Here is a 23,341-nt window from a genome sequence, read left to right on the forward strand (position 1 = left end):
GGGGGGGTGGTCCCGGAGGTGCCGGTGTCACCATTCACGGCCGCAGCAGCTGCCGGGTTCGCCGCGGTATTCGTGGCGGCCTGTTGCTGGTGCTGCGCCGCGGGCGGTGTCTCCGCCTTCTTGGGCTTGAAGTACTGCAGGGCCAGCAGCAGCACAACGAAGACGAGCGAAAACACGAGCATGGAGCGGGAGTCCTGCCGACCACCACCACTACCGCCCTGCTGATTGGGATTGCGAATCTCTGCCAAGGAAGCTCTCTTTACCGGGTCACGAATGCTGGAGCGGCCTAAGAATCAAGGCCGCAGGCCGGGCGCGGGCATCTGGCCGCGCGGCCGCTGTGTCGATGGTACATGGTCTAGGGAACCGTTCGCTCCCGGTCAAAGCCGGTGCCGGGCACCGGGTCGAAGCCGCCACGGCACAAGGGCTGGCAGCGCAGCACACGACCGAGCGCGAGCCACGAGCCGCGAACTGGTCCGTGCGCTGCAATCGCGAGCGCCGCGTACTCCGAGCAGGTAGGTTGGAAGCGGCAGGCCCCGGTCAGGCCGGAGACGGCGTGGAGCACGGGTGAGAGTGTCCACTTCCAGAGCCGCAGCAGCAGCGCCGTCACGCCTGAGCCTGCGGCTTGACCGCGCCGGGATTTCCGGACGGACGCTTTTCTGGAGTGCGCTTGCGCCGGCTGGATGCGTTCGGGTCTGGTGGCAGGGGAGCCCCAGCGCGCGCGATCTTTTCGAAGACGCGCTTCACTTCGGAGAGGAGCGCGGGCCATTCTGCGTCGATCACGAGCCGCTTGGGATGGAGCACGACATCAATGTCGGCTGGCAGCAGCGCGACGTGGGCCACGATGGCGGCACGCATGCGGCGCTTGATGCGGTTGCGATCGACCGCCTTACCCATCACCTTGCCCGCCGTGATGCCGACGCGCGCACCCTGTGCTCCGCACTCGGCCGGCTGGGGGGCGGCGAAGAAGGTCATCAGCGTGGAGAACTGCTTGCGAGTCGCGCCGTACACGCGCTGATAGTCTGCGTGCTTGTGCAGCCGCCAGTCACGCTTGAGCGCGGAACTCGCTGTCAGACACGACTGCGGCGCCACGGAGTGCGGGGCGCCGGCGGATCGAGCAGACAAGAGAGATGGCACTGCAATCAGAGATGCCGCCTGATGAGGCGAGGCGGCAACCGGGTTAGTCGCGGAAGCCCGGCGACACGGAGACACGGTGCCGGCCCTTGGCCCGGCGGCGCGACAACACGGCAGCACCCGACTTGGTCTTCATGCGGCTGCGAAAGCCATGCACCTTGGCGCGGCGGCGACGATTGGGTTGGAACGTACGCTTGGGCATCGAACTGTCCTGATCAGAAAAGTCTGTGCCGTCAACGCGAGCGCCCTGGGTGGGGCGAACGAACCGCGTCTCGGCGCAAGGCCTGAGTATACCCGATCGCCTTGTCCGTGGGCAAAGAACGGCCGGATGGAGTTCTCATCGTGCCTCCGCGCTCCCATTCAATCGCAGTGAAAGTAGAAGACATTCCCGTCCAAGTCCTGCACGGTGAATTGCCGCAAACCCCAGGGCTTGCGTTCCAATGGATCGACAATCTTTGCACCCGAGGACATCAGCTCCCGGTACGAGGCGTCGATGTCTTCGGTGAAGATCCAGTGGACGGCCGGTTCAAACGGCGGCTTGCGCTTTCTGAAGAAGATCGCGACGGGGCCGCGTGACACTGCGCCGATCTCTTTATCCGGTGTAGAGCCAGCCGACCTCAAAGCCAAGCGCATCACGGTAGTGCTGCTGTGCGCGTTCGACATCCACCACCGGCAGCTCGGCTACTGGTGGTCCGAGTGGGCTCTTCTGTGGGAGCGAGCTCATCAGGCACTCCTCGACGGCGCATCGAACGTTCGCCGATCAAGTGCAACGTTGCATGCACGCCTTCGATCACGCTTATCACAATCAGCCATCACTCGCGCGCCCCTCTGCGTCGCATCTTCGACACACGCCAGAGGCCTCTCGCGTGCATCTTCACAACAGGTGGTGCAACTGTACTTTTGCGGACGAAGCGGCTCCCGGTGGCCCTTCGCGGTGTGCTAGTATCGGCTCCGTTCAACACGAATTTCCGGCACCATGCCCTGAACCTGAAACAGAGACGCGCCTGCAGCCAACGAGTCGGGCGCGCGCATCCGTCAGAGGGAGAGAGCAACAGGCGACGAGCCTGGCCCATCGCGCGCATGCGCCGCGAGAGGGCTGTTATTGCCTCTTTTTTCTTTCTCCCGGTGCATTCCCCAGGTCGGCGGCACGCCCGTTCGAGGACCACTCAAGCGTATGTCGTTTGTCCCCACCAGCACGACCGTGATCGATCCGTGGACACGCATCCTGGGAGCTCTCGAGAAGAAGGTCAACCGGCACTCGTTCAACACCTGGCTCAAGCCCACACGCATGAGCCACCTGAACGCGCGCACGCTGTTTGTGCGTATCCCGTCGACCGATTTCCAGCATGTGGGCGATCGCTACGCTGACCTGATCAGCGAGGCAATCGACAAGCTCGAGCTCGAGCTCGATGATGTGCAGTTCGTCACGCAGGAGAACGACCCATCCATCCCGCAGCGTCCGCGCGAGGCTCGCGAGGACGGCGGCTTTCCGCCGGCGCCGGCACACGCGCCCAACACGCCGCGGAGCAACGGCCAGCGAAATGCACCAGCCACGGTAACGAATGGCGCAGCGCAGCAGCAGCGCTTCGACTGGAACAGCGCGTCACAGCTCAACCCGCGCTACAACTTCGAGTGCTTCGTCTCCGGCGCCGGCAACCAGTTCGCGCGCGCCGCGGCCGAGGCAGTCGCCGAGCGGCCGTCGAAGGCCTACAACCCGCTGTTCCTCTACGGCGGCGTCGGTCTCGGCAAGACGCACCTGATGCATGCCATCGGGCATGAAGTGAAGCGCCGCATGCCGCAGTCGGCCATCTGCTACGTGTCGAGCGAGAAGTTCACGAACGAGATGATCTCGTACGTGCGCAACGAGAAGATGTCCAGCTTCCGCGACAAGTACCGCGGTGTCGATGTATTGCTGATCGACGACATCCAGTTCCTCGCCTCGAAGGAGCGCACGCAGGACGAGTTCTTCCACACCTTCAACGCGCTGCATGAGAGCGACAAGCAGATCGTGATCGCGTCGGACCGGCCGCCCAAGGATCTCGCGGGGCTCGAGGAGCGGCTGCGCTCACGGTTCGAGTGGGGACTAATCGCCGACATCCAGCCGCCCGATCTCGAGACCAAGGTGGCGATCCTGCAGAAGCGTGCGGAGATGGAGCAGTGCTCGCTGCCGATGGACGTTGCGCTCTACATGGCGACCAACATCCGCACCAACATCCGCGAGCTCGAAGGCGCCTTCACCCGGCTGCTCGCGTGGAGCTCGCTCAATGGCGTCGAGATCACACTCTCGACGGCACAGCAGGCGCTCAAGCAGTTCATCGACACGCAGGTCCGCAAGATCACAATCGAGGCGATCCAGCGCACGGTGGCCGAGCACTTCGGCATGAAGGTGACGGAGCTGAAGCAGAAGAACAACTCGCGTTCCGTCGTGGTGCCGCGCCAGATCGCGATGTATCTGGCCAAGCAGATGACCGAAGCGTCCTTGCCAGAGATCGGGCGTCAGTTCGGCGGCAAGCACCACACAACGGTGATGCATTCGATCGGCAAGATCGACGAAGAGAAGCGCACGGACAAGGACCTGAACCGCACGCTGAACAAGATCACCGAGACGCTGAACAGCTAAAGCGAGCTCGGACGTTCTCTGGCAGAAAAGCCCGCCAACCTGGCGGGCCTTTCTCGTTCCGACGATCGTTTACTTAGCGGCTGGCTCGAGCGCTTCTTGGAGTGCCGGGTAGTCGGTGTAGCCCTTCTCTGTCCCGCCGTAGAACGTCGCCCGATTCGGTGTATTCAGCGGAGCGTTGGTGCGCAGGCGCTCCGGCAGATCAGGGTTGGCGATGAACAGCCGTCCGAAGGCGATCGCGTCCGCATGACTGTCTTCGATTGCGCGCTCTGCCTCCTCGCCCGTGTAGCCGCCAGCTGAAATCAGCACGCCGGCAAAGGCGCTGCGGAAGATCTCTGCAGTACGCGGGGCATCCGGATTCAGCGGTGCGCCCGCGCCGGCGTTGGTGGTGCGCGGCTCGATGATGTGCGCGTAGGCGACGTTGCGCTGGTTTAACTGCTCGAGCACATAGCTGAACAGCGCCACGGGGTCGGAGTCCTGCATGTCGCCGAAGCTGCCATACGGGGACAACCGCACGCCGACGCGCTCCGCGCCCCAGATCCCGATCACCGCATCGACCACCTCCATCGGCAGACGCGCGCGGTTCTCGATCGAGCCGCCGTACTGGTCGGTGCGATGGTTCGAGCCGTCTTCGAGGAACTGGTCGAGCAGGTAGCCGTTGGCGCTGTGCACCTCGACGCCATCGAATCCGGCGGCCTTCGCATTTTCGGCGGCTGTGCGGTACTGCTCGACGACGTCGGCCAGCTCTGCGGTCTCAAGCGCGCGCGGCACCTCGAAAGGGACCATCTGGAACTCCGCGCTGAAGGCCTTGCCGGTGCGCGCCGCGATCGCCGAGGGAGCGACCGGCAGACCCGTCTCCGGGTGCAGGGAGCTGTGCGAGCTGCGGCCGGTGTGCCAGAGCTGCAGCACGATCAGGCCGCCCCTGGCGTGAACCGCTTCGGTGACGGGGCGCCATCCGGCGACCTGCTCGGCGGAGTGGATGCCCGGCGCCCCCGGATAGCCCTTGCCCTGGCGTGAGATCTGCGTCGCCTCGCTGATGATCAGGCCACCGTCGGAGGCGCGCTGGCGGTAGTACTCGACGTTCAGCGGCTGGGGTACATCGCCAGGCTGGGCAGAGCGCATGCGTGTCAGCGGCGCCATCACGACCCGGTGCTTCAAAGGCAGCGCGCCGACGCGCAGTGGAGTGAACAACAATGCAGAAGAGCTCATATCTGAATGGATGCTCCACCCCCGCCAAAGCCTCACCTTTGTTCGATCGTCTTCAAACCAGGTGGTTCCCCATTGATCGTGCCAACGTGCGCGGCCTCGTTCTAACGTTCTGGCCGGAAGGACAACGGCGGCCAGGTGGCGGCGACCCCGCATGGCTGGCTGCGGTATCCTTCGACGCATGCGCCGACACCACCTCCTGGCTTGTGCACTCCTGCTGGTGGCTGTGCTCAGCGCACAGGCCTCCGCTGTCCCCGCAGGCGGGCGCGGCGTCGCGCCGCAGGTGGCTGCCAGCCGGCCGCCGCATCCGCAGGACACCGGCTTTTTGGACCGCACCCTACTGCTCAACGGGGTCGCCTATCGCTACGTCGTCTACCTGCCGTGGGAGTACGACCCGCACCGCCCCTGGCCGGTGATCCTGTTCCTGCACGGTTCGGGCGAGCGCGGGTCCGACGGTATGGACGAGACGCAGGTCGGGTTGCCCAACGCCATCCGCGCGCACCCGGAGCGTTGGCCGTTCGTGGTTGTCATGCCACAGGTGCCCTACACGCACCACCACTGGACCGACCCGGATATGATGCAGATGGCGTTGGCCACGCTCGACGCGGAGGTCAAGGAGTTCCACGGCGACCCGGACAGGCTCTATCTCACCGGCCTATCACTGGGTGGCTACGGCTGCTGGGAGATTGCGAAGGACTACCCCGGGCGCTTTGCCGCGATCGTGCCCGTGTCGGGCGGGATCTTCTGGTCGTACGCGCCGGAGCGGTGGAAGCAGCAGACGGTGCTGCCGGAGGCGTACATCCGGGCCGTGGGCAGAACGCCGGTCTGGATGTTTCACGGCACGCTCGACTCTGTCGTGCCCACCAAGGAATCGGAGATCATGTACACCGCTCTGCAGGCGGCCGGCGGCGATGTGCGGCTCTGGCTTTATGAGGGCTGGCACCATAACGCGTGGGACAAGGCCTACGCCGAGCGGGCGCTGCCACAATGGCTGCTGGCCCGGCGGCTGTCAGCCATCCCCACCGAACACGCGGAGGCGCAGCGCCTGGTGGTGCCGCTCCATCCCGTGCCAGCCAAGGTGGACCCGGATGTCTACGATGATTACGTCGGCGACTACTACGACGGCAACTTGCGCGAGATCACGATCCTGGTGGAGGGCGACAAGCTGTTTGCGCGCAACCGTACCAACGATCTGAACGAGCTGCTGCCCGAGAACCCGACGACCTTTTTCTACCCCAGCGGCACCCCGACGCGCTTCATCTTCCAGAAGGACGCCAGCGGCCGCGTGACCGGCATCCTGTTCCGTGACGATCGCCACGAAGAGCACTGGGATCGCCGGTGAGGCTGGCCGCGTGATGAAGCGTCGCTCGTTTCTGCGCCTGACCGCGCTCTCCGGGCTGGCCGCGACGGCTGGTGAGCCGCTCCGTGCACTCGCGCCCACGGCAGGCGAGCCGCCGGTCCACACTGTGCTGCTCGTGGCCAAGTGTCATCTGGACGTCGGCTTCACGCAGACGCAGCGCGACGTGATGCGCAAGTACTTCGACGTCTACTTTCCGCAGGCGATGAGCACCGCCGCGCGCCTGCGAGAGAGCGGCACCGACCGCTACTGTTGGACGACAGGAGCGTGGCTGCTCTACGAATATCTCGAGCAGGCCTCGCCTGCACAGCACAGTGCGGTTGAGCGGGCGCTTGCCGCGGGCGATCTCTCGTGGCATGCACTGCCCTTCAGCTGGCAGACCGAGATGATGCCCCGCTCGATGATCGAGGGCGGCCTCGGCTTCTCGAAGGAGCTCGATCGCCGCTTCGGCCGAACCACAATCAGCGCAAAGATGACGGACGTGCCCGGCCACACGCGCGGCCTGGTTGCGCCACTTGCGGCCGCGGGTGTGCGGCTGCTCGACATCGGCGTGAACGCTGCCAGCACTCCGCCCGACGTGCCGGAGCTGTTTGTCTGGAAAGATCCCGACGGCAGCACGCTGCCCGTCATGTACCACCGCCACGATTACGGAAGCGTGGTCGTTCTGCCGGGTGCAGGCGTTGCCGTCAATGTCGAGGTGCGCAACGACAACAGCGGACCGCACACACCGGCAGAGATTGCGGCCATCTACACCAAACTGCGCCGGCAATTTCCCGGCGCGACGATTCAGGCAACGGGGCTGAACGAGGTCGCCACTGCGGTGGATACGATTCGCGATCGGCTCCCGGTGGTCACGACCGAGATCGGCGACACCTGGATCTACGGCTGCGCCAGTGATCCAGAAGAGGTGGCGCGCTATCGCGAGATGGTGCGGCTGCGGGAGCAGTGGCTCGCCGCGGGCACGCTGCGCGTTGGCGATAAGACGGATCGCGCCATGCTGCGGCGACTGCTGCTCTCCGTCGAGCACACCTGGGGCACCGATACAAAATCGTATCTGGACAATGATCATTATCGGCCGCGTGAGCTGGCAGCAGTGTTGGCCCGGCCGGGCTATCGCACGATGCAACACAGCTGGCAGGAGAAGCGCGACGACCTGGACGAGAGTATCGCCGGCCTGCCCTCACCGCTCCAGCAGCAGGCGCATGCGCGGCTCTCTTCGCTCGTCACCGCACGCAGCGAGACAGCGGGGCTCGTGCCCTTCGACCCGGCAACGCGGCTCACGACCAGGCACTTCGAGATCGCGCTCGATCCAAACACGGGCGCTTTGCAGCGGCTACGTCACCTTGCCACGGGTCGAGAGTGGGCCTCGCCAGCGCAGCCGCTGGCGCTATTCACCTATCAGACACTGTCGCCGGGCGAGTACGCGTCTTTTCTCGATCGCTACATCAAGACAACGGCAGACTGGGCGCCCCGCGACTTCGGTAAGCCGGGCATCGAGCGCTTTGGAGCTGCGGCGCGGGAGTGGCATCCGCGCATGCGCCAGTGTCGGCACCGGCGCGACGACCACGGCGAGCACTGGGTGCTTGACCTCACGATTGAGGATTCCGCCGCGCTCGCCACAGGCAACGTCGCGTGGCCGCGCGAGCTGGTGCTCGAGATCACACTTCCCGACGAGGCACCGCGTGTCGATCTGCGATTGCTGACGCTGGGCAAGACGATCAACCGCATGCCGGAGGCGATGTGGCTCAGCTTTGCGCCACCGCTGGCAGCCCGCAGCGAAGTGGTATTGACGAAGAGCAGCCAGACTGTGCGGGCGGAGAATGTGGTGCGCGGTGGCGGCCGCGGCATGCATGCTGTGGACGAGACGCTGCGCTGGCAATACACACAGAGCTCGCAGACGACAGGCGCGATCCAGCAAACGCCGAGGGGAGAGCTTACGCTGCGCACCTTCGACGCACCCGTGGTCGCGATTGGCCGCCGGTCGCCGTTGAACTTCACGCTCGACCTGCCGGACCTGTCCGGCGGCGCGCATGTCTGCCTGTACAACAATGCGTGGGGGACCAACTACCCGCAGTGGGCGGGCGGCGACTGGCAGTATCGCTTCTCGCTCGAGATCTGAAGCGCGAGCTAGGCTCGCTTTGTATGATCACGCCGAGGTTTCATGCACCCAGTCGGGAGCAACAGCAGAGAGCAGGGCGTCCACGCCCTCGAGGAGGCCGTAGAGGCCCGGTCCGCTCCCGCGCCGCGTGTCTACTATCCCAGCCTCGACGCGCTGCGCTTCTTCGCCTTTCTGCTGGTCTTCTTCATGCATGTGACGGGCTTCACTGCGCCGGGCAGCTTCCTTCGCCCCCTCGGCGCATTCGGTGTCCCCGTGTTCTTTCTGCTCAGCGCCTATCTCATCACCACGCTTCTGCTGATCGAGAAGGACAGGACGGGCACCGTGCATGTGGGCGCTTTTTACCTCAGGCGCGTGCTCCGCATCTGGCCGCTCTACTATCTGTGCCTGGTATTGTTTCTATCTCTCGATCGCTTCCTACCGTTTGGCAGGATGGTTCCTCACGCTGTCGCGGCGTTCGCATGCTTCCTTGGGAACTGGTCTCTGCTGCGCCATGGCTGGACGGATTCGCCACTCGATCCGCTGTGGACCATCTCTGTGGAAGAGCAGTTCTATATGTTGGCTCCTGTCCTTGCGCGGCTCGCGAGTCCGCGTGCGCTGGGCGCAATCTGCGCAGCAGTAATGGCAGTGGCGTACACAGTCGCATTCCGCGTGGCGCCGTACTACTTTCCCACGGATCCTCCGTTGTGGTGCAACAGCTTCTTCCATTTCCAGTTCTTTTCCGCCGGTATGCTGATCGCGCTTGTGTTCCGCCATCGTACGATTCGGTTTAGCCCTGTGGGGCAGTTACTTCTCGTTGCGGCGGCGCTTGGGTTCTGGGTAATGAGCGTTGCGGGATCGCAGCATTCAACCTTGGAATCCGCGGCGTCCGTTGGACGATGGCTGCTTGTGCTGCTAGGCGCGATGCTGCTGCTGATCGCCGCGCTCAGCGTGCAGCAGGTGCCGCGATGGCTGGCGTGGCTTGGCAAAATCTCGTATGGGCTTTATCTGTTTCACGCGTTCTTTTTGTATCTCATCTACGGCCGATGGATGGTGCGGCTGGCGTGGCTGGGAGGCGGGCGCATGGTGCTCGGCTTTGTCCTCACGCTGGCAGCGGCCGCGTTCTCGTATCGCTTCTTCGAGACACCGTTTTTGCGCCTGAAAGAGCGCTTCGCCTTCGTCGCCTCGCGACCTGCCTGAAAGGCTGTCGCACGCGCATGACCACGCGATACTATGGCGCACCAGAAGGAGCTCCGTACACTTTGTCTACATCGCGTACTGCTGCTGCACTCGGCCTTGTCGGCCTTCCCGCACCTGTCCGCGAGTTAGCGGCGCAGCGCTGGGACGCGGTCATCGTCGGCGCCGGCCACAACGGCCTAGCGTGCGCTGCCTATCTTGCGCGTGCCGGCAGGCGCGTGCTGGTGCTCGAAGCACGCGAGCGCATCGGCGGTGCCTGCACCATTGAGGAGCCCTGGCCCGGCGTGCGCATGTCGCCGTGCGCGTATCTGGCTGGGCTGCTGCATCCGCTCGTCGTCGATGAACTCGAGTTACCAGAGCGCGGCTTCCGTTGGACGCCCGCGGTGAACGGACTGTTCGTGCCGTTCCTCGATGGGTCTTCGGACGGCTCATCGATCCAGCTTTGGGATGACGACGATCTCTGCGAGGCGGAGGTGCGCCGCTTTGCACCCGCCGATGTCGAAGGCTGGCGTGCGATGAACGACGTGCTCCGCCGACTGCGCGATGCGTTGCGCCCTGCCGCGTCAATGACAACCGGGACGAGCGAACCACGCGACTTTTGGATCGGCGACGCGCCTACGGCCGAGGAGCTCAACGTTCGCCTGGGCAAAGACGAGGAGGCGCGGCATCTGCTGCTCGACTGGTCGATGGCGGAGTTCGTCAGTCGATATTTGAGCGACGAGCGGCTGCAGTCGGCGTATCTCGGGCAGGGCGTGATCGGCACCAATGCCAGCCCCTTCGACGCGGGCACGGCTTCGATCCGGTTTCACCACGCATCGGGTCGGTTGGGTGGCGTGCCCGGCATGTGGGGTTACGTCGCGGGTGGCATGGGGATGGTCTCATTCCTGATGGCCGATGCAGCGCGCGGGGCAGGCGCGGTGATCGCTGCGGGGGTTCCCGTCGCCGAGATTCTGCCCGGCGAGGGAGTGAGGCTCGCGGGCGGCGAGCGCATCGCCGCGCCCGTTGTGCTGTCGAACGCGGATCCGGTCCGCACGCTCGCGATGCTCGGTGCGCATGCAGAGACAGGGTGGCGCGCGCAGGTCGAGCAGGTGCCGATTGAGGGCTGCACTGTGAAGCTGAACGTGCTGCTGTCAGAGCTGCCCGACTTCACGGCGCGACCGGGGCAGCACCAGCCGCACCACTACGGGCAGATCAACGCGCCGCTCACGCATGCGGAGTGGAAGGCCGGCTACGCTGCAGCGAGACGTGGCGAGCTGCCGGAGCACCTGTGGTGCGAGCTCTACTTCCAGAGCGTGCATGACGACACGGTCGCGCCCGCGGGCATGCACACCATGTCTGTCTTCGCGCAGTATGTGCCCTATCGCTTCGCCACCGGCGACTGGGACAGCCGACGCGACGAGGTGCGCGCGCTGGCGCTCGGCTCCATAGGGCGCTTCTGCTCCAACCTCGATCGCGCCGTCGTCGATGCGCAGGTGCTTGGTCCGCCCGACATCGAAGAAAAAGTCGGGCTGACCGGCGGCCACATCTTCCAGGGCGAGTGCCTGCCTGCCCACATGTGGTCCCGCCGCCTCAGCGCGCGCACGCCGATGCAAGGTGTCTATCTGTGTGGCGCCGGCACGCACCCTGGCGGCTCTGTGATCGGCATCAACGGCCGCAACGCCGCGATGGCGGTGCTGGCGGACAGCTAAGTCCTAGTTGCGCACCAGCGGACCGGGAGTAGACTGGCGCGCAACTCCATGAATCCCAACCAGCCTGCGCTGAAGCGATCGCTGCGTCTGCGCGATCTCACGCTGCTGTACATCGTGACCACGCTCAGCATCCGGTGGGTCGCGACCGCAGCCGCCGCGGGTCCGTCGGCGCTCGTCGTGTGGCTGCTCGCGCTGGTGGGCTTTTTCGTGCCGCTCGCGCTCAGCGTGCTCGCATTGTCCACGCGCTACCCCGAAGAGGGCGGGCTCTATATCTGGACACGCGAGGCTTTTGGGCACCGCACCGCCTTTCTCGCCGGCTGGACCTACTGGATGTCGAACCTGCCCTACTTCCCCGGCATCCTCTACTTCGGCGCTGGCTCGCTGCTGGTGGCCTTCGGCCGCCGCGGGCAGGAGCTCTCTACCTCGCCGGCCTGGTATATGGGGTTCGCCGTCTTCTGGCTCGTGGTGATCGTGGCGCTGAACATTCGCGGGCTCGAGTCCGGCAAGTGGCTCAACAACATCTGCTCGGTCGGTAACTGGCTGCCCATCGTGGTGCTGGTTGCGCTGGCGGCGTCGGCCACAGCTCGCTTCGGCTGGCACATGTCGTTTCCGCTCGCATCGTTTGTGCCCCATCCTTCGCTGGGCAATGCGATCTTCCTCTCGACTGTGTTCTTCGCCTTCTCCGGATGCGAGACAGGGTCGCTGATGGGCGATGAGATCCACGATGCGCGACGCACTGTGCCGCGCGCGCTGCTCGCCGCCGGGCTGGTCATTACGGTCGCCTATCTTGCCGGCACCGGCGCGCTGCTGGTTGCCTTTCCAGAGGCGCAGCGCGCCACCGTGCTCGCCGGAGCCGACGGCTTCATGCGTGGCACGGAGCAGCTTGCCCTTCATGTGGGGCTGGGTTGGATCATTCCGCTGATGGCCGTGCTGCTCGGCGTGAATGCCGTGGGTGGGGCGGCGGGCTATCTCTCCGCCACCTCGCGGCTGCCGTTCGTCGCGGGCATCGATGGCTACCTGCCAGCCTCGTTCGGGCGCATCCACCCGCGCTACGGCACGCCGTGGGTGGCCATCGCGGTCTACGGCGGGGCGGGCATCCTCACGGCCATACTGGGCCAGGCCGGCAACACGGTGCGTGGCGCGTATGACCTGCTCGTCAGCATGACAGTTGTGACCACCTTCCTGCCATTCCTGCTGGTGTTTGCTGGGCTGATTCGGTTGGTCCGCCGCGGTGCGGTCACGGAGCTGCCACTGCCCGGCGGCCCGCGCCTCTCACGAGGGCTGACCATTGTGTGTGCGGCGGTTGGATTCGGATCGACGGCGATGACGATTTGTCTCTCGCTCGTGCCGCCCCCGGGCGATCCTCACCCCGGGCGCACCTTAGCCAAGGTCCTGTTCTCGACCGGAGTCATCCTGATTGCCGGACTTGCCGTTTTTTCCGCAGGCCGGCGGCGTACGTCACCAGCAGTCGAATCCACTTCGTAGCGCGTTCGAATGGCCGTCCTGCGTCACCGGTCTTCCACGCTCCGCAGCCCCTCTGTGGAATCGCTGGAAAGCGCGGGACGCCATGCCGAGTCGTGGAAATCCGGCATGCGCCAAAGCCACGCTCCTGCTGCACAGGACCGCGATTCCCACCCGTCCACCGCCGGCCGCTCTCGCAAGACACGTCCCCGCCTGTGGACAGGGCTGGGAAATCCGGACGCCCTTTGAGGGTAGGCGGCCTGTTCTCCAGCACACCCACACCCGGGCTGTGCGGTTTTCTAAATCCGGGCCATGCTTCCAGCCCGTTGCCTGTGCGGTTTCGCCGCGCATTCCCACTTCCCCACAGCAAACGACTACGGCGACGATCTATATATCCTTTTCTGGATTCTTCGTAGTAGCCGTCCGCTCGAGCCCTCGCTCGCTCACCCCGGTTTGCGGCTCGATCCGCGCCTCGTCGGTCCGGTTTCGATCCGGTCGGCCGCGACCAGTTTCCCGCCGATTGTCCCTGCTTTCCACGCCCACCCTGCCCGTACACTGGAGCCGGTCGGATTCCTGCTCTCCCCTGCCGCGGCTGGTGTAGAGTGTGGGCAATCCACCGCACGTACCACCCGCAGCACGCAGCCGTCAGGACCAGAGGGAGAGCTCGCACATGCCCGGCGTAGGACTCGAAGCAGACAAGCACACAGTTCAGGGATTCGCAATGGAGATCGCCGTCTCGAAGCAGGAGTTGCTGCGCGAGCTGACCGCGACCCAGTCGGTCGTCGAGCGCAAGACCACGATCCCGATCCTGTCGAACTTCCTGCTCGAGGCAGACGACGCCGAGGGCCGGCTCACCATCACGGCCACCGATCTCGACCAGTCGATCCGCACCTCCTGCGTCGCCAAGGTGAAGAAGGCAGGCTCCTGCACCATCCCCGCCCGCAAGCTGTACGACTACATCAAGCTGCTGCCCGACGGTGAGATATCGATCAAGCTCCAGGACAACCACTGGGTGCAGATCCGGTCCGGCCGCTCGAACACGAAGATGGTCGGCATGGCGCGTGCGAACTTCCCGCAGGTGCCGGAGTTTCCGACCGCCTCGGTGGTGTCGCTGCCTGTCGCGAGCCTGCGCAACCTGATCGCGAAGACGATCTTCGCTATCTCGAACGAGGAGTCGCGCTACACGCTCAACGGCGCGCTCTTGATCCTGAAGCCGGAGTCGCTGGCCATGGTCGCGACCGACGGCCATCGGCTGGCCCACATCGAGAAGCAGAACGAGAACCTGGGCGCGATCCCCGGCGGCGAGAAGAAGACCTTGATCCCGCGCAAGGCACTCGCCGAGCTGATGTCGCTGCTCGCGGACGTCGATCCCAAGGACAAGGAAGCCGGCCACGTCGAGTTTGCGGACGACGAAAACCAGCTCTTCTTCCGCATCGGCAAGCGTGTGCTCACCTCGCGCAAGCTGACCGGCCAGTTCCCCAACTACGAGGCGGTGCTGCCGCGCGACAACCACAAGTTCGTCATCGTGCGCTCGGAGGATCTGTACGGCTCGATCCAGCGCGTGGCCCAGTTCGCAGACGAGCGCTCGGGCGCGATCAAGCTGCGTTTTGAGCAGAATGAGCTGCGCATCTCAAGCTCCTCGACCGAGTCGGGTGAGTCCGAGGACGTAATCGAATCGCCCTACCAGTTCGATCCGCTGGTGGTCGGCTTCAACTCGAGCTACATGCTCGACTTCCTCAAGGCCATCGGCAACACCGGCGAGGTGCGGCTCGAGTTCAAAGACGCCCAGTCCGCCGGACAGATGCGCCCCGAAGACCCCGCCGATGACTACCGCTACCGCTACATCATCATGCCCATGCGGATCTGATGTGCTTGGACGCGTCCAGAGAGATAGAAAGCCACCCTCGCGGTGGCTTTTTGTTTCCCCCTCTCGCGCGCCCCAGCGATTCCCATGGGTCACCAGCAGGGTCGGCGCCAGACATTCCGCGCGTGCGATTCGGGTACGTCACCAGAGATATGAGGCGTGGTGACTCTTCCTGCGCGTAGGATGAACGCCAATCGGGCCGCGTTTCAATTCCTTTCCAGGACGGTCCAGATGAGACCTTGCTTCGCCATCCTTCCTCTTTTCTGCCTTGTCACATGTCTCTCCACGCTGTCGGCTCAGGTACAACCCAAGCTCGACTTCGGCCGGGATGTGCGTCCGCTTTTGCAGCAGAACTGCGTCTCCTGTCACGGCCCGAGCGAGCAGAACGGCGGGTTGCGGCTGGACAGGAAGAGCTCCGCGCTGAAGCTGAGCGCTCGCCGTATTGTGCCGGGCAACAGCGCCAACAGCGTGCTCTATCACCGTGTTCTGAACAGCGAATTCGGCCAGCAGATGCCGCCCACAGGAGGCTTGCATCCGGGCGAGATCGCGACCATACGCGAGTGGATCGACCAGGGTGCAGAGTGGCCGGACGCCCTCTCCAGCGAGGCAGAGCTGCCGCCGCCGAGCGCCGCGGCGATCGCCGCCATCCAGATGCTGCACAAGGGCGACGTTCCGGCCTTCCTCAAGGCCGTGCGAGCAAATCCGTCGCTGTTGAACGCGCGCGGCCCGGAGGGCTCGACGCCGTTCATGTATGCCGTGCTGTACGCCGACACCGCGACGATCGCAGCACTGCTGAAGTCCGGCGCCGACCCGAACCGAAGCAACGATGCTGCCGCGACCCCTCTGCTCTGGGCCTCGCACGACATGAGCAAGGTGCGCCTTCTGGTCGAGCACGGTGCGCGAGTGAATGTGATCTCCGAGAGCTTCCGGACACCGCTGATGATCGCATCGCGCGCGCCTGAGGGCACGCCCATCGTGCGCTATCTCCTGCAGCACGGCGCTGACCCCAACCCCAACGCTCGCCCTGACGTCGCGTCGTCGCCCCTGCTTGAGGCGGCGACGGTCGGCAACGAAGCTACCTTCTCTCTGCTGATGGAGCATGGAGCCCGGGTGGGAGACGATGCGGAACAGATCCTCACCATGGCGGTGACGACGCACTGCGCGCGCTGCCTGGAAATGACGATGGCCCAGGTGCACGACAAGGACGTCTACACGCGCGCCCTGCAGGACACGGCTCATCTGGGAGAGACGGCTGCTGTGCGCCGCATGCTGGATCAAGGTGCGAACGTCAACGCTTACGACCTGTTCGGGCACACGCCCCTGATGGCTGCGGCAGCTTCCGATGTGTTACCACTCGAAGAGGTGAAGCTGCTGGTCGCGCACGGTGCGGATGTCAACGCCCGGAGCCGCCACGAGAACTCCGGCGACACGGGGCTGTCGGTGCTCGAGATCGCGAAGCAGCACGGTCCCACGCCCGTACTCACCTTCCTGCTCGCCTCGGGAGCGAAAGAGACCACTCCCAGTCCTGCGCCGGTATCCATGCGGTCCGGCAACGATGCACGCAGCGCGGTGCAAAGCAGCTTGCCACTGTTACAAAAAGCGGATGCCCAGTTTGCCAAGAATTCCGGCTGTGTCTCCTGCCACAACAACAGCCTTACGGCGATGACGATGAGCTGGGCGCGCCGGCGCGGCATTCACCTCGACGAGACTGTCGCCGCATCGCAGGTCCGGGTGAATCGCGAATGGCTCAGCAGGAATCGCGACCTGCTGCACCAGGGGTCGGTCATACCTATCGAAGACAACTTCTCCGAAGGCATCGTCGCGTATGTGCTGCTTGGGTTGCATGAAGAAGGCCATCCGCCGGACCTCGACACGGACGCAGCGGCCTTGCACATCTTATGGCGGCAGAAGCCGAACGGCGAGTGGGAGCAGCCCCACGCCGACACGCGCCAGCCGCTCTGCCTCAATTACATCGGGCAGACCGCGCTTGCCATGCGCGCGTTGCAGTTGTACCCGCCCCGTTCGCAGGCGGCAGCGTCGGGGCGGGCCATTCAGCGGGCCGCATCGTGGCTGGCCCAGGCTCAATCCTTCAACAACGACGATCGCAGTTGGCGCGTGGCCGGGCTTGCCTGGGCCGGCGCCGACAACCTCGCCACGCAGCGTGCTGTGCACGAACTGGTTGCCAACCAGAAGCAGGATGGCGGCTGGTCGGACCTGCCATCGATGGAGAGCAGTGCGTACGCAACGGGCAAGAGCCTAGTGGCCTTGCATCTCGCGGGCATGCCTGCGTCCGACCCCGTGTATCGCCGCGGCATGCAGTGGCTGCTGGCGCGCCAAGACCCGGATGGCTCTTGGTATGTGCAGACGCGTGCGCTCGCCTTCCAGCCCTGGGCAGACGCCGGATTCCCGCATCACTACGACCAGTTCATCTCCGCCGCAGGCACGAATTGGGCTGCGATGGCGCTGGCCGCGGCTGTGCCCGAAGCGAAACAGCAAGTCGCCGCGGGAGCACCCTAGCGGGCGCAAGCCCCACCCCCGCCACCGTTCAGTACTCCGGCTTCTCGCCCTTCACCGGCGTCGAGGTGGGCACGCCCTGCGTGCCTGCATAGGTGACGATGAGCACCACCGGTTCGCTGCCGGATTCACCGCGATGCACATCGTCCACTGATTCCGCGAAGGCCTCTCCCGGATGGAAGATCTTGCTCTTGCCGCTTTCTCTGTCATGCACCGTCAGGGTGCCGGAGAGGATGTAGGCGGCATTCGGGAACGGATGCGTGTGCCAGGGCAGCGCCGTATGCGGCGGAATGGTCAGCTTGAGCATGGTGAGTTGCGGTTGCCCGGTCGGATAGTGCGTATACCGCTTGCCATTCCAGGACTCGTCCGACTGGACCAATAGGTCCCGCTGCGCGGTGGCGACCCGGGTGGTGTCATTCTGCGCCCGCAGCAGCGTCAGACTCGCCGTGGCTGCGACGGCCGCCAGCAGTGTTGTGTGATATCTCGAGATCATTCGGTCTATGCTCCTGGTGCGAAGAGTTATGACGATTCGGTTGTCTCTGGTTCCGCCGGCGCACGTCGCTTCTCCTCCGCCGGCATCAGGTGCTCCTGCCCCATCCAGAAGCGATTGCTCCAGCGCGTGACGGGACTCACGCTGTGGCCGGCGAGCCGCGCCTGGGCCTCGCGGTAGGGGCCGACAAAGCGGATCACGCCAGGCAGGTGCGGGTACACGCGCGGCAGCCAGTGCTGCGCGCGCTCTGCTGCACGCTGCTCCTCGTAGCTGTAAGGCAGTGCGAAGGCCGAGCGCAGGCGCAGCGGCAGCCATGCCGCGGTCAGCGCGCGATACCACGACGGCACTGGCACATGCGAGCCGCGCCCATGCAGAACGCCATGCGCCAGGTCACGGGCACGCGCATCCACGCCCAGCGTGTCCGTAGCCAGCATGCCGCTGGTGTAGAGCGTGAATGCCTGCCAGTCGGCCGGCATCGCGCCTCCCGGAATGCCGAACAGCGCGGCCATGGTGCGGCTCTCGCGGTAGTAGTCCTCGCGCTCGGCGTCGGTCAGTGGGGGCAGCACGGCGTCATGCGCCATCACCGCGCTTTCGATCAATGTGGCGAACACCCACAGCAGTGCGCCCATCTCATTCGCCTGGTAATGCGAGCCCTGGGGATACCGTCCGACCGATGCCGGCAGCTCGCCCGTGATGTGGGTGTGCAGATCGTACAGCTTGCGCGACGCGGAGAGCGCCTGCTCAAGCGTGCCGAAGATCATCGTGAAGACGACGCGAAAGGTGTTGTGAAAGCGCGCGAGCGGATCGCTGCGCAGATTCGAGTGCTGCTCGAGCGCGGTGGCGACCCAGGGGTGCGCCAGTTGCAGCAGCGACGCACGACCCGCGCCGAGAAACAGCGCCGACTCGCGATTCACCCGCCAGCTCACCGAGTCGGGTCCGAAGATGCCCGCCCGCGGATCCGTCGTCTGCTGCTCGGTCGCGCTCCACAACTGCTCGATGTCGCCGCGCGCGACAGGCGTGAATCCGTCACTCACGCGGATACACTCCCGTGGCCAGCCTCATGCATGCCCACGCCATCCATGCCGGAGCATCGTGAGCCTCTCGTGCTTGCCGTCGCATCAGCGGTTCGATGCTCCGGTGGGATGTGCCGGGCCACCGTTCCACAAGCGCAACCAAAGTCGTATTCAGCGCTCGGTGGCTGCCCCGGTACTCTCCTCGCCATGGACACCCTGCTCCGCATCCGTGAATCGTCCCCGTCCGAACTGCTAGCCGACCGTCTGGATCGCGAAGCCCGCTCCGCAAGCCCCGACCAGGCTGCCGACTACCGCCGCCAGGCCCAGCTGCTGCGCGACATGTTGCTCACGCCCAAGGTGGCGGCACGCAACATGTTCGCAGAAAACTTCCTCACCCACATTTAGGCTGCTGAGTCGCTCTAGCTATGACCAAGTGAGCGCTAGCAGTTCCGCTTATCGATTGCCGCTGGCTGCGGAGGGTTATGGCTCTCCGGGCCGCCCGGATTAGCCGCGCGGGGCGGTGGTAGCGCTCATACCGTTTGAAGACATCGGGTTTCCGCTCATGGACGCGGCGTTTGCCTGACCAGCGCTCGGAGTGCGGATCGGGGTCGGCTCGACGATGTTCTCGGGGGGAGCGCTGCGCTTCGTCGGCGGCTCGAGATGGAGCGCCTTCGCCATCGTGTAGGTGTACGAGATGCGATGGATCACAGTGATCGTGGAGAGCACCGCGAGGACCCAGAGCGCGGGCGCCATCACATCCCAGCGCATGCAGAGCGCGCCCAGGATGATGAGAACCACGCGCTCGGGACGCTCCATGAAGCCAACCTTGCAGGAGCCGATCAGCGCTTCAGAGCGGGCCCGCGTGTAGCTGACCATCAGCGACGTGATCATCACGAACGCAGTCAGCACGACGTAGAAGAAGCGATTGCCGCGAGCGTAGAAGACCAGCAGTCCGAAGAACAGCACGACATCGGAGTAGCGGTCGATGACCGAGTCGAAGAATGCACCAAAGACGGTGACCTGATCGGTCTGCCGCGCGACGCGACCGTCCACCATGTCGAAGATCCCCGCGGCGATGATGACCAGGCCGGCGTAGAGGAAGAAGCGGACGTAGTTGTGGCTGTTCGCGAAGCCGAAGAAGATCGCGGCCACGACATTGATGATCAGGCCGATGAAGGTGAGGACGTTGGGCGAGATGCGGGTGAGCGCGAGCCCGTTGACGATCTTCTGCAGGATGACGGCGCAGCCGCGGCCGAACGCGCTGGTCCATGTCATGGGCGGACTCCGGTGGTCAGGGCGTCGCTGGAATGCGGGTGGGGCGTGTTCGCTGGACCGGCGAAGTGCGGGTTTGTCCGGAGTGCTGGCCTGATCGTCACTCGTTACTCGGCGCTCTTGGCGGCTTCGTCGTGGATGGTCATCAGCTTGAGCACTTCGAGCTCGCGCTTGCCGTTGGGCGTGACCACGGTGGCGGTGTCGCCCACCTGTTTGCCGATCAGCGAGCGGCCGATGGGGGAGGTTGTCGAGATAAGGCCCTTGTTGACGTCCGACTCTTCAGAGGTGACGAGCTTGTAGACCAGCTGCTCATCCTTCGTGGTGTCGAAGACGTGCACCGTGGATCCGAAGGCCACGCGGTCATGTGGGATATTCGCTAGATTGACGAGGGCGAGCTCCGCCATGCGCTTCTTAAGCTGTCCGAGGCGCGCATTGACGAACTCCTGCCGCTGCTTCGCCATGTGGTACTCGGCGTTCTCGCTGAGGTCGCCGAGCGCGGCTGCCTTCTTGATCTCCTGGGGCAGCTCGTGCGTCAGCTCGTGCTCCAGATGCCGGATTTCTTCTTCCAACTTTTTCTTGATGTGTTCGGGCATGGATATATTCGCCGACGGTCTGGGGAGTACACACAAGCCATGAAACGGCATGGTTCCTGATTCCGCCAAACCACGATTATACGACGCGGCAGCCGCGCTACTGGTCTGGCGGAAGAAGTGTAACGGTACCAGTGCGGGCGTCGAGCCAGCCTTGCAGGATCAACGCCGCGGCGAGCTGGTCGACGAGCTGCCGCGGCGGCTCATACGAGCCAGGGTGGGTCTCCTGCCAGGAGGAGATCACCTCGGCGGTGGAGAGGCGCTCGTCCCAGAGGTGGATGGGCAGGAGCGGGCGGGCGGCATCGCCGGGACGGGCAGCCTGCTCTGCGGCGAGCGCTCGCAACTGCTCCACGAATCGTTCCACGCGCTCTGTCTGAGGGCTGGCCTCGCCTGAGAGCCGAAGCGGGTGGCCCACGATGATGCCGCCGCACGCATGCCGCCGGGCGAGCCGGAGGATTGACCGCTGCTCCTCGCGCGGTGCAGCGCGTTCGAGCGTCAGCAGGGGTAGGGCGATCCCGAGCGCGTTCGAGAGGGCGACACCGATCCGGCGCGTGCCGACATCGAGGCCGAGCCAGGGCTGCGCCAGCAGCGGCGCTGGGGGCGCAGCCTCTTCTGGATCTATGGCCATCGAGAGTTAGTGAGCGGGCTGCGCGACGTGCGCAGACGCCGCCTCAAGCTGGCCGGCGAGGAACTTCGCCATCAGCTGATTGGCCTCAATCGACTCGGGTAGAGCGGGGTCGTACCAGAAGGCATGCGGCAATCCGTCGAAGACGACCAGACGGGCATCGACGCCCGCTCGCAGAAAGGCGCGATGCAGGTCGATGGTGCCGCTGAGCAGCAGGTCGCGACCGCTGGTAACGAAGAGGGTTGGCGGCATGGTGTGCAGGTCGGCGTACATGGGCGAGAGCACGGGATTCTTCGGATCGGTACTGCCAACGTAGGGAGACGGCTCGTGCTTGCCGTTCGGGGTGGCCAGATAACCGCTGAAGCCGGTCAGGCTGTAGATCGCGAGTGAGTCGCCTGGACGTGCGAAGTCCGCCAGACCACTGAAGACGCCGAGGGCAGCAGGCTCGGGCAGGTTCAGCTTCTCCAGCTGGACTGCCACCTCGGCGGTGAGAATGGCGCCCGCGGAGGTGCCGTAGATGGCGATCTGCTGCGGCTTGTGTGTCTTCAGCAGCTCGCGGTAGACCGCGACCGCGTCATCGACTGCCGCGGGGAACGGATGCTCCGGGGCGAGCCGGTAGAGCGCGGCAACGACGGGGATCTTAGTGTAGAAGGCGAGAGGAATCGTCTCGCTGATGCTGCCGGAGTCGGAATCGAAGCCGCCGCCATGTAGCTCGAGCAAAACCTGACCCTTGTTCGCATCGGGGACCGTGGGCGGATCGACCTTGAGCACGGGAACACCGGCCATGGTGTCCGGGGCGATCGTGACGCCGGGGCAGATCTTGAGCCACTGCTCGCGCGCCTTGACGCGGTACCCGTCGAGAAGCTGGCGACGCTGCGGAAGCGGTGGCTGCGTATTCCGGTCGGTCGCTGGGTGACGCAGGAAGGCCTGAGCTTCCGGACTAAGGGAGCTGGGAACGGGCACGATGCGGCCCACGTGCACGGTGCCATCGGGGTCCACATAGCTGGAGTTCTGCTGGACGGCGGTGGCTGCAGTGGTGGCGACCGCACCGGCCGCCTGGGCCCAGGCCGAAGCAGTGAGCGCGGGAAAGAGCAGGCCGACCAGCAGCGTAGACGCGAGAAGCTTCAAATGGGTCTCTCCGGACGAGCAGGATTGCGGACCCACTGTAGCGCAACAGACCCAATGTCGGTGGCAGGCGGGGCGAGGAAGCCCCGGTCTGGCCCGAGCGGGCTACGCGGATCGGCGACGGCGGCCGCTCAGCAGGTACACGGCGGCGCGCACTTCGAGCAGCGGATCCTCCGATGGCTCGATGCCGTCCACGCGCGGAATCGGGTCGAAGATAATGTGCTTCTGCTCGACTGCGGAGTCGGGAAGCACGCTCGTCAGGGTGAGCGTTCCGAAGGGGTGAAGCGTCCGCGATTCAGGCCAGTGCTTGGTGGCGTCATCGACCACGTCGCCCTCCTCGGCAAGCTGGACGACGATGCGGAAGGAGACTGGGGCCTTGCTGACACGCTCCGCAATTTCCGCAAAGAGGTAATCGGGCGCCTTCAGTTTGACTGCTGCGTCGTCCAGGTGCTCGTTCCCAGCCTCCGGGATAACACGATACCGGCCATAGCGGCTCTTGCCCTGGGCATCGGTGAACTGCATGGCCGTAACGCCGAAGTAGGATTCGCGAGCGAAGCTCGACGGTGCGGGCTTGGGTGCCTGGACAAAGGCGAGCGCCGCGGGATGACTGCCGAGGAAGGCTTCCAGCGGTGAGCCTTTGAGATCTGCCAAATTCGAACTGGCGATCGCGCGGAGGAACTGCAGAAACTCGTCGCCCGTGTGTGTCGGGAAGCCATCGGTCGAGTGGCCGATGATGTCGGTGTGCACGCGGTCGCCGAGCGCAAAGCGGACCCCGATGCCACGCGGGTTCGCATTCGGGTCCGTATCCGGGATCAATGGCACGCCGCTCGAGTTGGAGAATCGGACGAGCACGGGCGTCTTCGGCTGATGAACATGAGGAGCGCGGGTGAGGGAGGCGGCAGCGGGATCGGGGACGAAGTGTCCGCTCAGCATGAGGCCCTTGGCGTGCGCAGGGCGAAAGCCGGGGTGGACACCAAAGATAGCGTCAAAGGCCTGGAGCAGGCTTTCGCTGAGCGCGAGTAACTTCTCGTCGGTGGGCATTGGCATGGATCGCCTCCTGATGGCGCGGTGAGGGCGAACGGGAACGGACGGGGGG

At 65.1% G+C, this 23,341-nt stretch carries 22 protein-coding genes and 1 pseudogene; 9 read left to right on the plus strand and 14 right to left on the minus strand.

What is annotated here, in order from left to right; translation table 11 throughout:
- The 6 genes and pseudogenes from AC5IJH_RS16840 to AC5IJH_RS16865 form a co-directional block, all read right to left on the minus strand.
- Positions 1 to 248 (minus strand): annotated as a pseudogene (locus AC5IJH_RS16840) (membrane protein insertase YidC); the annotation flags it as partial.
- A 107-nt stretch (positions 249 to 355) separates the two neighbouring features.
- Positions 356 to 607, minus strand: coding sequence for a membrane protein insertion efficiency factor YidD (yidD, locus tag AC5IJH_RS16845; protein ID WP_491903989.1), 252 nt, complete (start codon positions 605 to 607; stop codon positions 356 to 358).
- Positions 604 to 1,122, minus strand: coding sequence for a ribonuclease P protein component (rnpA, locus tag AC5IJH_RS16850; RefSeq protein ID WP_491903990.1), 519 nt, complete (start codon positions 1,120 to 1,122; stop codon positions 604 to 606). The genes yidD and rnpA overlap by 4 nt, the downstream gene beginning before the upstream one ends.
- 55 nt (positions 1,123 to 1,177) lie before the next feature.
- Positions 1,178 to 1,333 carry a 50S ribosomal protein L34 gene (rpmH, locus tag AC5IJH_RS16855; RefSeq protein WP_491903991.1) on the minus strand — a complete coding sequence of 52 codons (156 nt, stop codon included), beginning with the start codon at positions 1,331 to 1,333 and terminating at the stop codon, positions 1,178 to 1,180.
- 158 nt (positions 1,334 to 1,491) lie between these two features.
- Positions 1,492 to 1,764 (minus strand): VOC family protein, encoded by a 273-nt coding sequence (locus AC5IJH_RS16860; protein ID WP_491903992.1) that lies wholly within the window; start codon positions 1,762 to 1,764, stop codon positions 1,492 to 1,494.
- Positions 1,724 to 1,855 carry a hypothetical protein gene (locus tag AC5IJH_RS16865; protein ID WP_491903993.1) on the minus strand — a complete coding sequence of 44 codons (132 nt, stop codon included), beginning with the start codon at positions 1,853 to 1,855 and terminating at the stop codon, positions 1,724 to 1,726. Before AC5IJH_RS16865 ends, AC5IJH_RS16860 begins: the two co-directional genes overlap by 41 nt.
- 450 nt (positions 1,856 to 2,305) lie before the next feature.
- Between AC5IJH_RS16865 and dnaA the strand changes: the two genes are divergently transcribed.
- Positions 2,306 to 3,751, plus strand: coding sequence for a chromosomal replication initiator protein DnaA (gene dnaA, locus AC5IJH_RS16870; RefSeq protein WP_491903994.1), 1,446 nt, complete (start codon positions 2,306 to 2,308; stop codon positions 3,749 to 3,751).
- A 69-nt stretch (positions 3,752 to 3,820) separates the two neighbouring features.
- On the opposite strand, the gene AC5IJH_RS16875 is transcribed toward dnaA, so the two are convergent.
- Positions 3,821 to 4,957 (minus strand): alkene reductase, encoded by a 1,137-nt coding sequence (locus AC5IJH_RS16875; protein WP_491903995.1) that lies wholly within the window; start codon positions 4,955 to 4,957, stop codon positions 3,821 to 3,823.
- A 178-nt stretch (positions 4,958 to 5,135) separates the two neighbouring features.
- On the opposite strand from AC5IJH_RS16875, the gene AC5IJH_RS16880 reads away from it, so the two are divergent.
- From AC5IJH_RS16880 to AC5IJH_RS16910, 7 genes are all read left to right on the plus strand, one after another.
- Entirely contained in the window at positions 5,136 to 6,296 is a 1,161-nt protein-coding gene (locus AC5IJH_RS16880) for a carboxylesterase family protein (RefSeq protein WP_491903996.1), read from the plus strand.
- A complete protein-coding gene (locus AC5IJH_RS16885; RefSeq protein ID WP_491903997.1) occupies positions 6,259 to 8,430 on the plus strand; it encodes a DUF5054 domain-containing protein in 2,172 nt (723 codons plus the stop codon). The genes AC5IJH_RS16880 and AC5IJH_RS16885 overlap by 38 nt, the downstream gene beginning before the upstream one ends.
- 42 nt (positions 8,431 to 8,472) lie before the next feature.
- Positions 8,473 to 9,606: an acyltransferase family protein gene (locus AC5IJH_RS16890; protein ID WP_491903998.1), complete on the plus strand. Its 1,134-nt coding sequence runs from the start codon at positions 8,473 to 8,475 to the stop codon at positions 9,604 to 9,606.
- 62 nt (positions 9,607 to 9,668) lie between these two features.
- Positions 9,669 to 11,291: a phytoene desaturase family protein gene (locus AC5IJH_RS16895; protein ID WP_491903999.1), complete on the plus strand. Its 1,623-nt coding sequence runs from the start codon at positions 9,669 to 9,671 to the stop codon at positions 11,289 to 11,291.
- 48 nt (positions 11,292 to 11,339) lie between these two features.
- Positions 11,340 to 12,776 (plus strand): APC family permease, encoded by a 1,437-nt coding sequence (locus AC5IJH_RS16900; protein WP_491904000.1) that lies wholly within the window; start codon positions 11,340 to 11,342, stop codon positions 12,774 to 12,776.
- A gap of 646 nt (positions 12,777 to 13,422) precedes the next feature.
- Entirely contained in the window at positions 13,423 to 14,619 is a 1,197-nt protein-coding gene (gene dnaN, locus AC5IJH_RS16905) for a DNA polymerase III subunit beta (RefSeq protein ID WP_491904001.1), read from the plus strand.
- A 327-nt stretch (positions 14,620 to 14,946) separates the two neighbouring features.
- Positions 14,947 to 17,133, plus strand: a complete 2,187-nt coding sequence (locus tag AC5IJH_RS16910; RefSeq protein ID WP_491904002.1) for an ankyrin repeat domain-containing protein — start codon at positions 14,947 to 14,949, stop codon at positions 17,131 to 17,133.
- Between the two features lie 28 nt (positions 17,134 to 17,161).
- Here the strand turns inward: AC5IJH_RS16910 and AC5IJH_RS16915 are convergent, their stop codons facing one another.
- Both AC5IJH_RS16915 and AC5IJH_RS16920 read right to left on the minus strand, forming a co-directional pair.
- The gene (locus AC5IJH_RS16915; RefSeq protein ID WP_491904003.1) at positions 17,162 to 17,623 is read right to left on the minus strand and encodes a cupin domain-containing protein; all 462 of its coding nucleotides are present in this window, start codon (positions 17,621 to 17,623) and stop codon (positions 17,162 to 17,164) included.
- A gap of 26 nt (positions 17,624 to 17,649) precedes the next feature.
- Complete coding sequence (locus tag AC5IJH_RS16920) at positions 17,650 to 18,654, minus strand: oxygenase MpaB family protein (protein ID WP_491904004.1); 1,005 nt, start codon at positions 18,652 to 18,654, stop codon at positions 17,650 to 17,652.
- 186 nt (positions 18,655 to 18,840) lie between these two features.
- Here AC5IJH_RS16920 and AC5IJH_RS16925 point away from each other — a divergent pair, with 186 nt between their 5' ends.
- Positions 18,841 to 19,038 (plus strand): hypothetical protein, encoded by a 198-nt coding sequence (locus AC5IJH_RS16925; RefSeq protein WP_491904005.1) that lies wholly within the window; start codon positions 18,841 to 18,843, stop codon positions 19,036 to 19,038.
- Positions 19,039 to 19,137: 99 nt separating this feature from the next.
- Here AC5IJH_RS16925 and AC5IJH_RS16930 read toward each other — a convergent pair whose 3' ends face one another.
- From AC5IJH_RS16930 to AC5IJH_RS16950, 5 genes are all read right to left on the minus strand, one after another.
- Positions 19,138 to 19,908 (minus strand): CDP-alcohol phosphatidyltransferase family protein, encoded by a 771-nt coding sequence (locus tag AC5IJH_RS16930; protein ID WP_491904006.1) that lies wholly within the window; start codon positions 19,906 to 19,908, stop codon positions 19,138 to 19,140.
- Positions 19,909 to 20,012: 104 nt separating this feature from the next.
- A complete protein-coding gene (locus AC5IJH_RS16935; RefSeq protein WP_491904007.1) occupies positions 20,013 to 20,498 on the minus strand; it encodes a GreA/GreB family elongation factor in 486 nt (161 codons plus the stop codon).
- A gap of 97 nt (positions 20,499 to 20,595) precedes the next feature.
- Positions 20,596 to 21,123 (minus strand): Holliday junction resolvase RuvX, encoded by a 528-nt coding sequence (gene ruvX, locus AC5IJH_RS16940; protein ID WP_491904008.1) that lies wholly within the window; start codon positions 21,121 to 21,123, stop codon positions 20,596 to 20,598.
- Between the two features lie 6 nt (positions 21,124 to 21,129).
- Entirely contained in the window at positions 21,130 to 22,248 is a 1,119-nt protein-coding gene (locus AC5IJH_RS16945) for an alpha/beta hydrolase (RefSeq protein ID WP_491904009.1), read from the minus strand.
- A 102-nt stretch (positions 22,249 to 22,350) separates the two neighbouring features.
- Positions 22,351 to 23,292, minus strand: coding sequence for a catalase family peroxidase (locus tag AC5IJH_RS16950; RefSeq protein ID WP_491904010.1), 942 nt, complete (start codon positions 23,290 to 23,292; stop codon positions 22,351 to 22,353).
- Between the last annotated feature and the right edge of the window lie 49 nt (positions 23,293 to 23,341).

The sequence above is a fragment of the Candidatus Dedyshia acidiphila genome (assembly GCF_051025295.1).
GTDB lineage: Bacteria > Acidobacteriota > Terriglobia > Terriglobales > Acidobacteriaceae > KBS-83.